Raw genomic sequence first — 12,920 nt, forward strand, 5'->3', positions numbered from 1 at the left:
TGCAACTTATAATCTGTTATGCATGCTGAGCGGTCAGAAAGTCTTTGCTTTCCAGTTCAGAATAGCCCATCAGGTATTCGTCTACTTTCCTTGCGCATTCACGGCCTTCGGAAATTGCCCATACCACCAGAGATTGACCTTTACGGCAATCACCGGCCGTAAAGATGTTGTCAATAGTGGTTCGGTAATCCCGGTCATTGGCGAGAATATTGCCCTTTTCGTCCACTCTTACTCCGAGCTGCTCGAGAAGCGTATGCTCCGTATGTTGATACCCGATAGCCAATAAGACGAGATCTGCTGGGATTTCACGGACTTCGGACTCGCCAAGACGTGTTCTTCTGCCAAAGTCATCCACTTCGTATTGCACTTCCTTGATTTTGATTCCTTTGATATGACCATTTTCATCTTTGACAAACTCTTGTGTTTCTGTTGCCCACAGTCGTTCACAGCCCTCTTCCTGAGAAGAGGAGGTGCCAAAAGTAACTTTATCCAAGGGCCATGGATTATTTTTCAGCCGTTCTTTGGACGGCATGGGTTTACGGGCAATCTGTGTAATGCTTTTCGCACGATGGCGGTTGGATGTCCCGATACAATCCGATCCGGTATCGCCATCGCCGATCACGACGACATGCTTGTCCGTGGCCAGAATGCGTTCGCCGCTGACAGCGATTCCGCTGACTTCTTTGTTCTGCTGGGTGAGGAACTCCATGGCAAAATGTATGCCTTTGGCGTCATGTCCCGGCAGCTGCATGTGCCATGGAACGGTAGACCCGGTGGCCAAGATGACGGCATCATAGGCTTTCAATTCATAAAAACTGATATCCCTGCCTACTTCACTATTCACTCTGAATTCGATACCTGATTCCTTCATCAGATTGACACGGCGGTCAATGACTGATTTTTCGAGCTTGAAGTCAGGGATGCCATAGCGGAGCAAGCCACCGACCTGATCATCGCGTTCGAAGACAACGACATCGTGGCCAGCCTTATTCAGCTGTGCAGCTGCGGCAAGCCCAGCAGGGCCTGAGCCTACGATAGCCACACGTTTGCCCGTCTTTAGATAACTTTTATGAGGTTTGACATAGCCCTTTTTAAATGCAATCTCAATAATATGTTTTTCTATTTCCTCGATGGTTATCGGATTGCTATGGATTCCCAGCACACAGGCTGATTCGCAGGGAGCAGGGCATATCCTTCCTGTAAATTCTGGAAAGTTGTTGGTGGAGGTCAGGATCTGGTATGCTTCTTCCCATTTGCCGTCATAAACAGCATCGTTAAATTCAGGGATTACGTTGCCCAGGGGGCATCCTGAATGACAAAATGGAATACCACAATCCATACACCGTGCAGCCTGTTTGTTCAGCTCGTTTTCGGAATAACCTTTATTGAACTCTTTGAAGTGCTGTACGCGGGCTTCAACAGCTTCTTTGGGTGGAAGCACGCGCTCAAATTCTTTAAAACCTGTAATTTTTCCCATGATCTGTGCTCCCTATTTTATGCTTCAACTAATTTTTGACGAATGACATGTTTGTATTCTCTTGGGAATACTTTAATAAATTTATTTTTCTCGCGGCTCCAATTCTGCAGGATGAAGTCCGCCCGACGGCTGTTGGTGAGCAGCACATGACGCTTCAATAGAGCGATGATTGCCGTTTCGTCCTCGCTTTCCAATGGATCGAGGTCAACCATTTCCTGGTTACAGTTTTCACGGAAGTCGTCATTGATATCGTAAATCCAGGCGATACCGCCGCTCATGCCGGCAGCGAAGTTGCGACCTGTTGCGCCGAGGATCAATGCGCGTCCACCTGTCATGTATTCACAGCCGTGATCACCGACACCCTCAACGACCGCTGTAGCTCCGGAGTTGCGTACCGCAAAACGTTCACCAGCCTGTCCATTGACAAATAGATGGCCAGAGGTGGCTCCGAATAATGCCACGTTGCCTATAATGATGTTGTCTTCAGGTACAAGCGAGCTTTCAGGTGCGGGGTAGATGGCCAACTGGGCGCCGGATAGTCCTTTACCCACATAGTCGTTGGCTTCGCCTTGCAGCTCGAATGAAAGTCCCTTGGTGGCAAATGCACCGAAGCTCTGACCTGCAGAACCTTCAAATTTGAAATTGATCGTGTTGTCAGGCAAGCCTTCTGATCCATACAATTTGGAGATTTCGTTGGACAACATCGTTCCGATGGTACGATCCGTATTTTTTACTTTGAAGGTACCAAAGACAGGGGTTTTGCTTTCTAGAGCCAATTTGGATTGTTTTAACAAGCCCCAGTCCAGAATCATGGCCATTCCATGATCTTGCTCTTCCGTATTATACAGGGACTGGCCCGGCTCGTTACGTTCCACGTGCAGTATGTCCGTAAAGTCAATTTTCTTCGCTTTCCAATGGTCGATGTTTTCCCGTTTCTTCAAGAACTGTGCACGGCCGACCATTTCATTGATCGTGCGGAAGCCCAGATAAGCCATCGTTTCACGTACCTCCTCCGCCAGGAAGGTGAATAAGTTGACAATGTCTTCGGGTTTGCCGGAGAATAATTTCCGCAGTTCTGGGTCCTGTGTTGCAACGCCGACAGGGCAGGTATTCAGGTGGCATTTACGCATCATGATACAGCCGCCGGCCACCAGTGCTGCGGTGGATACTCCCCATTCTTCGGCACCTAACAGCGTGGCAATTACAATATCGCGTCCGGTTTTTACCTGACCATCGGCCTGCAGTACAACGCGGCTGCGCAATTTATTTTTGACGAGCGTCTGGTGTGCTTCGGCAAGTCCGAGCTCCCAAGGAAGCCCGGCATGTTTGATTGAGCTAATTGGTGATGCGCCTGTTCCCCCGTCAAAACCAGCGATCAGAATCACATCTGCATGGGCTTTGGCCACACCGGCAGCGATTGTGCCGACGCCGGCTTTGGAAACCAGCTTTACATTGATCCGCGCCTGCCGGTTGGCATTCTTTAAGTCGAATATCAGCTGGGCCAGATCTTCGATCGAATAGATATCATGATGCGGAGGTGGCGAAATCAGGCCTACGCCAGGTGTGGAGTGCCTGGTTTTAGCAATCCATGCATCCACTTTAGGGCCCGGCAGCTGGCCTCCCTCACCCGGTTTGGCACCCTGGGCCATTTTAATCTGCAGTTCATCGGCCTGTGTCAGGTAGTTGGCAGTAACACCAAAGCGTGCAGAAGCTACCTGCTTGATTGCCGAACGCATCGAGTCGCCATTTGGCAGTGGCTGATAACGTAGTTCATCCTCCCCCCCTTCACCGGTATTGGATTTTGCACCAATACGGTTCATGGCAATGGCCAATGTACTATGCGCCTCGTGAGAGATGGATCCGAAAGACATTGCACCTGTTGCAAAACGTTTGAGGATTTCACTTGCCGGTTCCACCTGCTCCAAAGGAATGGAGTTGCGGTGTTTGGCAAAATCCAGCAATCCACGCAGGGTAAACATATGCTCTTTCTGTTCGTTGATTTTGGCTGCGTACTTTTTATAGGTGGCATAATCGCCGGTACGGCAGGCCTGCTGAAGAAGATGTATGGTGTCGGGGTTCCATAAGTGGCCTTCACCACGGCGCTTCCACTGGTAAATACCACCTTCTGGCAGCAGGTTTTGTGGTGTCCGGCTTTTTTCGAATCCACGCCAGTGTTTGGACAGTGCTTCTTTGGCAAGGTCATCCAATGTCATGCCGCCAATGCGGGACACAGCACCGCAGAAGTATTTATCGACAACGGATTTGTCGATGCCAAGTACTTCAAATATCTGTGCTCCATGATAGGATTGCAGGGTTGATATTCCCATTTTGGAGAAAATCTTCAACAAGCCATTATTTACTGCCTTGACATAGTTTTTAGAAAGTTCTGGCCATGTGAGTTCGGTATCCAGCGTGTTCTGTTCTTTCATGGTCCGGATGCTGGCCAGGGCCATATATGGATTGATGGCCGTAGCGCCAAATGCCAGCAGGCAGGCAAAATGGTGTACTTCCCAGGCGTCGCCGGCTTCGACGACAAGTCCTACGGCACCTCGGTTTCCTGTTTTGATCAGATGGTGATGCACAGCGGATACGGCGAGCAGCGATGGAATCGCGGCGTGTTTAGAATCAATGGCGCGGTCAGAAAGGATCAGAACTTCAAATCCGTCGCGTACGGCATCGTCAGCATATCTGCACAAGCGTTCCAAACCTGCTTCCAGGGAGCCCGGTTTTCCGTCTGACCGGAAGTAGGACTGAATGGTCTTTGCCTGGAATAATCCAGTATCTATCGAACGTAATTTTTCGAGTTCCTTGGACGTTAGAATCGGATGTGGCAAGGTCACACAGTGACAGAATTTTTTATCTTCAATCAAAATATTGCCTGCATTGCCGATAAAGGTAGCCAGACTCATCACCAAGCGCTCGCGTATCGGATCGATCGGCGGGTTGGTCACCTGAGCAAAAAACTGTTTGAAGTAACTGGAGATATGCTGTGGCTGATCTGAAAGAATGGCTAACGGCACGTCTGACCCCATCGAACCGGTAGGTTCATAACCTGTCAAGGCCATAGGCGTTAATATCGTTTCCAGGTCTTCCCTGCTGTAGCCAAATGTCTTTTGGTATTTGAAAACCGATTCTTTGGAAAGATACGTATAGGTGACACGCGGCTCTTCAAGTTCTTCCAGTTTGATTTTATAATTATCCAACCAGTCGCCATAGGGTTGCTGATTGATCAGTTGATCTTTTACCTCTTTGTCTGTCAGGATACGACCCTGTTCCATGTCCACGAGGAAGATCTTGCCGGCTTGCTGCCGGCCTTTTTTAATGATGGTGGACTCGTCAATGGGAAGAGCTCCGGCTTCGGAGGCGACCACCACACGGTCATCCGAGGTTACGGCATACCGTAGCGGCCGTAGCCCGTTACGGTCCAATGTGGCTCCGATGTGCTTACCATCCGTAAAGCAAAGCGCTGCTGGACCATCCCAAGGCTCCATTAGTGTCGCGTGGTATTCGTAGAAGGCACGTTTTAACGGATCCATCTGTGTATTGCCATCCCAAGCTTCAGGTACCAGCATGAGCATGACATGGGTAAGGCTACGTCCGCTATGCAAAAGCAGCTCAGCAACATTGTCCAGACAGGCGGAGTCCGACTGCCCCCGATCTACCACAGGCAGCAAGATTTCCATCTCTTCATCCGTAAAATAGGGTGATGAAAGTGAGCGCATGCCGGCGTAGAACCAGTTGAGGTTTCCGGTTAAGGTATTGATTTCACCGTTGTGGGCCAACATGCGGAATGGCTGTGCCAACGACCATGAAGGGAAGGTATTGGTGGAGAAGCGTGAGTGTACCAGACCAAAGGCGGACACGACACGTGGATCACGCAGGTCAAGATAATAGGTGCCGACCTGGTATGTTGTTAATTGTCCTTTGTAGATAATTGTTTTGCAAGAAAGTGATGCAAAGTAGAGTGGGAGAGGGTATTCTTGTTGTTGTTTAACTTTTTGGATGATCAGGCGACGTAGCACAAAAAGTTTGCGTTCAAATTCTTCAGTGTTAGAAACGCCGTCCGGTCTGCTGACAAAAAATTGGACGATTTCAGGTTCTGCACTGAGCGCTGTCGGTCCAATACCCTCACGATTAACGGGTACTGGACGGTAGCCAAGGAATTTCATGCCCCTTTCCACTGTCGCTTCCTCAATCAGATCACGGCAGATCCTATTCATGGTCTCTTCCTTAGGCAGGAAAACCATTCCGGTTCCATAGTATCCTGGTTCTTCCAGCTGTATGCCTAAGTTGATGCATTCTTCCCATAAAAACTCATGTGGCAACTGAATCATAATACCGGCGCCATCGCCACTCTCCGGATCACAACCACAAGCTCCGCGGTGCTCCATGTTTTCCAGCATGGTCAACGCATCTTTTACTTGTGCATGTGATTTGTTCCCTTTGATATGGGCGACGAAGCCTACCCCACAGGCGTCATGCTCAAAATTAGGGTCGTAAAGGCCCTCCGTTTTCGGTCTCTGTTCGATCATCTTTCCTTTTCAAATAATTATAATTGCTAATATAGGAATAAAAAATGTAAATCCTTATAAAAATTGTAAATATTCTGTTTTTTATTTGATGTATTTTAATTTTAATCTCTTTTTGTTAACGAAGTTGTATTTGTTGATGAAATCGCCGGACTGTTGGGGCATCTCATTTTGCAATAGGATTTTCTACATTTGTATCTTGCTGACTTATAAAAGTATTATCGAATCTGCGTGAGCAGATTACATTTTGATATCGAGGATATCGTAGTGGATATCTTTAAAGATCGATTGAAATGGACTTTACATCTACGACCATACAGTATACCGGCCAACAAAGAAAATTCCGTGAATTTTATCTGACCTATAAGGACAAGGTATATACCTATGCTTTTTCCCATTTAAAGGATAAGGACATGGCCGTCGATGTTGTGCAGGAGGCTTTTACACGTATCTGGAAAAAGGTAACCGCCGGCGAGGAGCCAAACAACCTGCAGTCCTATCTCTATACTGTCTCCAGAAACATTGTATTTGATGAGATCCGCAAAGAAAAGGTGCGCATGAACTTTTTGGAAAAGCAGCGAATGGCGAATGAGGGCGGCGATAATTCCGGAGAGGAGCATATCGAATTTAAGGATTTGGAAAGGCTTTATCGTGAAGCATTGGAATTGCTTCCTGATGCGCGGAAGCGTATCTATTTACTCAGCAAGGAAGAGCATTTGTCCAATCAGGAAATTGCAGATCTACTAGGGATATCTATCAATACGGTCCGTGATCAGATTGTGAAATCAAACAAAATGGTACGCCAATTTATCCTTTCGCGGATGGGAAGCTCCCTTGCGCTGCTGATTTTTTTAAAAATTTTGTAATTCCCCATCGTCTTTCCGGGAGTCCCGGCCGTCTTTCTTATAATACGGAACGAAAAGATGAACAAAGATAATCTTAAAGCGCTTTATTGCCGATACTTAAGAGGAGAGTGCAATCGCAACGAAGAGAAGTTGCTCCAGCTGCTTTTGCCTGATCTGCTGGAACGGGAATTCTTTTCTTTTGAAGAGGTCCTCGATGTAGTTGAGGGTATGGAGCTCGAAGCTGCCGAAACAGAAGCGGTTTTTAGCCGGATACTTTCCGATTCATCGCCTATCATCCCGATGCGTAAAAAACCGTTTACGATGTTGCGCAGAATTGCGGCCGTATTACTGTTTGTCCTATTGTCGATGGGTGCAGTCTTCTATTACACTTTCCAAAAGGATAGAACCTACATGGTATATTCCAATCCCGGTCCGTTTGTTAAAACGATTGTATTGCCCGATAGCACACGTGTAGTCTTGGCCAGTCATGCGACATTGACACAGATTTCCGACTTTAAAACCAGTGACCTAAGGAAGGTCCGCTTATCTGGCGAGGCTTTTTTTGAGGTGAGGAAAGACCCTGCCAAGGCTTTCGTCGTCGAAAGTAAAACCAACTTTGAGGTCCGGGTGCTGGGTACCGCCTTTAACCTGATTGATCTACCGGGCAAAGGGCAGTTAGTCCTCAGCAAAGGGCTGGTCCGGGTCAGGAAAGCGAACAGGGAGGCTGTGGTTGTCCCGGGGCAGAAGGCAGAATATACCGCTGGACGTGGATTCGATATCGAGGCGGTGGATACCTTGGCTTTTTCTTCCTGGAAGAGCGGGTTAAAGTATTTTGACAAACAGGTGCTGAGCGATCTGGTGGCCGATCTGGAACGTCTATATGGGGTAAATCTGCATTTGGATCCCGCCTATTCACACAAAACGTATTCCGGTTATTTGCCGGTTGACAGTCTCGAAAAAACAATTCTTATCCTAAATAAAGCATATAAAACAACAATCATTTATAAAAAATAATATATGAAAAGAACCAATACCTTCTTAAAGCTGGTCGGCTGTACCCTGTTGTTGCAGTCTCTGGCGTTCAGCAGTATCGCCAATCAGGCGCCTAAAGATGATTTTGCCCAGATCATCAGCCGGATGGAGAAAAAGCTGAATATTAAATTTGGCTACGATGCATCGATTGCACATGTACCTATTCATCAGGGCCTGTCGCTCGATAAGGTGAAAAAGGAAACCCTGGCGTCCTTTATCCATACGGTATCCAATGGTGCATTGACCGTGGAACGGATCGACGATACGTTTTATTTGATTACGGCCAAGGAAAAGACAAATGGCCAAAAGGCTGCCCCAGTAAAAAAGTCGGTTGGGAAGTCCATACAGCAACAAGAACTCCGCGGACTTGTCCTTGATCAGGAAAACGGCAGTCCTTTGGCGGGAGTTACCATCCGGGTCAAAGGGGGGACAAACGCGGCGACAACAGGAGAGGATGGTTCTTTTGTGCTGCGTGGTGTGACGGATAAAGAGGTTTTGCAAATTTCCTACGTCGGATATCAGAGCGTCGACCTTCCGGCCTCTTCAGCTAAAGTGATCCGGCTGGTCAAGTCATCTGAGGAGTTGGGTGAAGTGGTTGTCACGGCATTGGGGATCAAAAGAGAACAGAAAGCGCTGGGGTACGCCACACAGAGTGTGAAAGGGGAGGAACTGACACGTGTGAAAGGCGTCGATGTGGGCACCACTTTGACGGGACGTGTGTCGGGCGTGCGGGTATTGAATAGCTCTGAATTTAATTCCACTCCTGAAATCCAGGTTCGGGGGCTGACCCCACTTTTGGTGATTGACGGTGTTTCTTACGAAAACATGACCTTGCGGGATGTTCCCGTTGACAATATCCAGGATATGACGATTCTGAAAGGCGCAACTGCAACGGCGCTTTATGGTAGTAAGGGATCGGGCGGAGCGATCATGATCACAACCAAGAAGGGCCTGGCAGAAAAAGGAACAGAGATTACGGTAAATACAAATAATATGTTCTTCTCAGGCTATCTTGCGCTTCCCGAGGTGCAGCATAGTTACTCGGCCGGAGAGGGCGGTCAATTCAATAATAATGATTATGTATGGGGAGATAAATTGGATATTGGACGCCGGGCAAAGCAATGGAATCCGATTACAAAGCAGATTGAAGAGCAGGAACTGACTTCCAGGGGGAAAAATAATTTCAAGAATTTTCTGGAACCGGGTTTCATCAGTAACAATACGGTAAGTTTCACCACCCAAGGAGAGCATGGGAGTGTCCGTACATCCATCAACCACATTTACAATAAAGGGCAGTATCCGAACCAAAAATTAAATCTGACAAATATTTCGGTGACAGGGACAACCAAACTAAGCGATAAAGTTGATCTGGAAGCTCGCTTAGGATACAATCGAAGCTCGTCTTCGACGAACTTTGGTAGCGGTTACAATGACCAAGGGTATATTTATAATATCCTGGTGTGGACAGGGCCGGAATATGATTTGCGGGATTATAAGGATTACTGGCTGGTGAAGGACCAGCAGCAGAACTGGATGTATAAAGGCTGGTATGATAACCCGTACCTGATTGCTTATGAAAAGACAACACCCGAGCTGATCAACAAAATGAATGCGGCATTAACTCTGAATTATAAGCTCAATGACTGGGCAAAATTCATGGTTCGTTCGGGCTATGACTATCAGGGCAAATCAAGAACGCAAAGAAATCCGATCGGTATTTACGGTACACGTGGTGGTTTCAAAGACTGGGGTGGTTTTGACAGCAAGGGAAAATATATGAAAGGTGACTATGATGCGTTCAGTACCACCAATGATTTTATTTTCACCGCGAAAAAGAATTTTGGAAATTTTGGTATCGATGGTCTGATGGGTGGTTCGATTTTTTATCGACAGGATAATAATTTGATCTCAAAGACGGTCAACGGACTTTCTATTCCCGGATATTACTCGCTTCGTAACTCAATCGGGCCGGTCAATTCGGTAGAGTCCCGGATCAAGGAAATGCGCAACGGCATATATGGCCGGTTGTCTCTTTCTTGGCGCAATGCTGTATTTGTCGAAGCAACCGGAAGGAATGACTGGTCCAGCACATTGCCACAGGCCAACCGTTCTTATTTTTATCCTTCTGTTTCGGGAAGTGTTGTTGTCAGTGACTTTTTGTCCAGCAGGCCGGCCTGGCTGGATCTGTTCAAAGTCCGTGGATCCTGGGCGGTCACCAAATCTGTCCTCGATCCGTATGAAATCAACAGGGCTTTCACGATGACGCCGAATGTCTGGGACGGATTGCCGACAGCGTCTTACCCTAATCTGATCAAGGATTATTCGATTTCACCGACACAGCGCAATTTAACGGAATTCGGTTTTGACTTTGGTCTGCTGCGGAACCGCTTATATGGTAATTATACACGCTATTATCGTCTGCTGAAGAATGAAATTATTAAAACAGAACTTTCCGAAACTACCGGATTTACCGAACGCCTGATCAATACGCGGGAACAGGAGATGACCAAGGGGCATGAGATCACTTTGGGCGGTACGCCGATCAAACGTGAAGATTTCCAATGGGATATGATGCTGAACTTCTCGCAGAACATGCGATATTTCCATCAGATAGATCCCGAATATTCTGTAGATGCGCTGTATGTGCGCAAAGGCCTGCGGGCCGACTACATCGCGTATAGCGACTGGGAATGGTCGCCGGACGGACAGCTGGTCATAGGGGACGACGGTCTGCCGGTAAGTGCGCAGTACAAAGATCAGGTCATTGGATACACGGCCCCTAAATGGTTCTGGGGTTTTAGCAATCAATTCCGCTATAAGGATTTTTCATTCAGCTTAAGCATTGACGGACGAATCAAGGGAATGTCCTATTCGACGACGAACGATTACTTATGGAATACTGGAGCACATGTGGATTCAGATACCCAATACCGCTATGACGAGGTAGTCAACGGTAAACAGACCTTTATCGCTCCCGGAGTCAAAATCACCTCTGGAAGTGTAACCTATGACGATTACGGCCGTATTACCGAGGATACCAGGACATTTGCACCCAATGACCAGACCGTTTCATATGAGACCTATTATAGGAATGCGAGCGGTGGACGCTGGAACTACTGGGATGAAACGTTTATTAAGCTCCGTGAACTTTCGCTGAACTACCGCGTGCCCGAAAAATTTGCTTCGAAACTACGGGCCAAACGTGCCAGTGTGGGTATTACCGGGCAAAACCTTCTTCTTTGGTCCAAAGAATATCGTTTTTCTGATCCAGACCGGGGAAAAGAAGATCTCAATTCACCTTCGATGCGGTATATCGGATTTAATTTAAACCTTACTTTTTAATTCATTAATTATAGAAATATGAAAAGATTATGGACTTCATTTGCGTTGCTGGCCCTGATGGCCACAGCGGGCTGCTCCAAATTTGATGAGATAAATACGAATCCCGAGACGCCTGAGACCGTCAAATCTTCGCAGCTGGCCACACGGATCGTTTTGAATCTGACGAGGCAGTCTCGCACCAAAGGATTTATGCAGCCTTATATGCTCACCAAATCCGTGATATGGTCAGAGGCCAGAGATGCCAATCAATATAACGGATGGTCCAGCTATGATCTTTCCTTGACAGGGATCAATGATGCGCATTTCATGGCGAAGTTTGCGGAAAACGAAGGCTTGGCGAAATCGTACGATGCCTTGATGCATTTTGCCCGCGCCATGAAGTTTTTTGATCAGACCATGCATGTCGGTGAGATACCTTACAAAGAGGCACTAAAAGGGGAGACGGAGAAAATTTATTTTCCGAAATACGATAGTCAGAAGGAGGTGTTTCTGGGCATATTAAATGAACTGGAGCTCGCTGACAAGCTATTTTCCGAAGGAATTAACTTCGCGGGGGATCCCCTGTTTGGCGGGAATACCGGCCGCTGGCGGAAGATCGTCAACAGTTTTGCACTGCATGTCCTGATACAGCTTAGCAATAAGGAAAATGACGTAGATCTTCAGGTAAAAAGCCGTTTCAAAGAGATCCTGACTAAAAAGCCCGTCTTTACCTCAAATGATGATAACTTTCAGGTGACACATTCGGACAAAGCCGGACAGACCTATCCATTTTATAAGATAGATAACAGCTTTATCATCTATCCTGCGGTGTCTACAGAGATCATAGACAGGCTGAAACAATGGAAAGACCGTCGCTTGTTCTATTACGCCAATCCATCCCAGCTGCAGCTAGATAACGGCAAAAAAGCGGGTGATTTTGACGCTTATACAGGTATTGATCCTGCGGTGTTGTTCTCTTCGATCAGTGGCATTATGAAAACAAAGGATTATTCACGGCTGAACGACCGTTATACCGAACTGGTGGAGGGGGAACCTACCCAGCAACTGGGGTATGCTCACCTCTGTTTTGTGATTGCAGAAGCCGCGGCGCGTGGCTGGATTGCGGATGCTGCTGTCGACTGGTATAAAAAAGGAATCGAGGCTTCGATGACCTTTATTGGGAACAATACACCCAATACAGCCCAGTATCACCACGGAATGCCTTTGGATGCGGCTTATATTACCGCGGCTGTCGCAAATTACGCTACAGCATTTCCGTCAGCACGCGAGGGACAGATCGAAGCAATTATTACCCAAAAGTATCTGGCAAGTTTTCTGCAGGGACTGATCATTCCTTATTACGATTACCGCCGTACAGGTTATCCGAAATGGAAGATCAATCCTTCATCCAATATGAATGTCAATGAGCCGTCGAAGATTCCGGTTCGCTGGAAATATCCAAATATTGAATACGAAAAAAATCGGGCCAACGTGAATGAGGCCGTAAAGCGGCAATTTAATGGCGAGGATGAAGTCAATCAGGTCATGTGGCTATTAAAGCCTTAATCTTCGTGTAACCTTACATATCTTAATAGTTAGTCAGCCCCTTAACAGGATTCTCCATCTTGTAGGGGCTTTTAATTTGGCAATGAATCTGAGATACCTACTTGACTGCTGACTATTTTTGACGTAATTTGGCGCTATACCTATATTTAT

At 47.1% G+C, this 12,920-nt stretch carries 6 protein-coding genes; 4 read left to right on the top strand and 2 right to left on the bottom strand.

The window, feature by feature from the left end; translation table 11 throughout:
* Positions 1-16: 16 nt before the first annotated feature.
* Both K7A41_RS05125 and gltB read right to left on the bottom strand, forming a co-directional pair.
* Positions 17-1,477: a glutamate synthase subunit beta gene (locus K7A41_RS05125; protein ID WP_265712851.1), complete on the bottom strand. Its 1,461-nt coding sequence runs from the start codon at positions 1,475-1,477 to the stop codon at positions 17-19.
* A 17-nt stretch (positions 1,478-1,494) separates the two neighbouring features.
* A complete protein-coding gene (gene gltB, locus K7A41_RS05130; RefSeq protein WP_265712852.1) occupies positions 1,495-6,009 on the bottom strand; it encodes a glutamate synthase large subunit in 4,515 nt (1,504 codons plus the stop codon).
* 290 nt (positions 6,010-6,299) lie between these two features.
* Between gltB and K7A41_RS05135 the strand changes: the two genes are divergently transcribed.
* Genes K7A41_RS05135 through K7A41_RS05150 form a run of 4 tightly spaced genes read left to right on the top strand, consistent with a single transcriptional unit; the run spans position 6,300 to position 12,770 of the window.
* Positions 6,300-6,872 (top strand): RNA polymerase sigma-70 factor, encoded by a 573-nt coding sequence (locus tag K7A41_RS05135; RefSeq protein WP_037534701.1) that lies wholly within the window; start codon positions 6,300-6,302, stop codon positions 6,870-6,872.
* A 57-nt stretch (positions 6,873-6,929) separates the two neighbouring features.
* Positions 6,930-7,865, top strand: a complete 936-nt coding sequence (locus tag K7A41_RS05140) for a FecR family protein (RefSeq protein ID WP_265712853.1) — start codon at positions 6,930-6,932, stop codon at positions 7,863-7,865.
* A gap of 3 nt (positions 7,866-7,868) precedes the next feature.
* On the top strand, positions 7,869-11,225 hold the full coding sequence (locus tag K7A41_RS05145) for a SusC/RagA family TonB-linked outer membrane protein (RefSeq protein WP_028072543.1): 3,357 nt from the start codon (positions 7,869-7,871) through the stop codon (positions 11,223-11,225).
* 18 nt (positions 11,226-11,243) lie between these two features.
* Entirely contained in the window at positions 11,244-12,770 is a 1,527-nt protein-coding gene (locus K7A41_RS05150; RefSeq protein ID WP_265712854.1) for a SusD/RagB family nutrient-binding outer membrane lipoprotein, read from the top strand.
* Positions 12,771-12,920 lie beyond the last annotated feature (150 nt).

The sequence above is a fragment of the Sphingobacterium sp. InxBP1 genome (assembly GCF_026191775.1).
Lineage (GTDB): Bacteria > Bacteroidota > Bacteroidia > Sphingobacteriales > Sphingobacteriaceae > Sphingobacterium > Sphingobacterium thalpophilum.

What these genes read in the sequence shown, in the direction of transcription:
- K7A41_RS05125 (WP_265712851.1), bottom strand. Translation starts at nt 1,477, where the DNA reads ATGGGAAAAATTACAGGTTTTAAAGAATTTGAGCGCGTGCTTCCACCC.
- gltB (WP_265712852.1), bottom strand. Translation starts at nt 6,009, where the DNA reads ATGATCGAACAGAGACCGAAAACGGAGGGCCTTTACGACCCTAATTTT.
- K7A41_RS05135 (WP_037534701.1), top strand. Translation starts at nt 6,300, where the DNA reads ATGGACTTTACATCTACGACCATACAGTATACCGGCCAACAAAGAAAA.
- K7A41_RS05140 (WP_265712853.1), top strand. Translation starts at nt 6,930, where the DNA reads ATGAACAAAGATAATCTTAAAGCGCTTTATTGCCGATACTTAAGAGGA.
- K7A41_RS05145 (WP_028072543.1), top strand. Translation starts at nt 7,869, where the DNA reads ATGAAAAGAACCAATACCTTCTTAAAGCTGGTCGGCTGTACCCTGTTG.
- K7A41_RS05150 (WP_265712854.1), top strand. Translation starts at nt 11,244, where the DNA reads ATGAAAAGATTATGGACTTCATTTGCGTTGCTGGCCCTGATGGCCACA.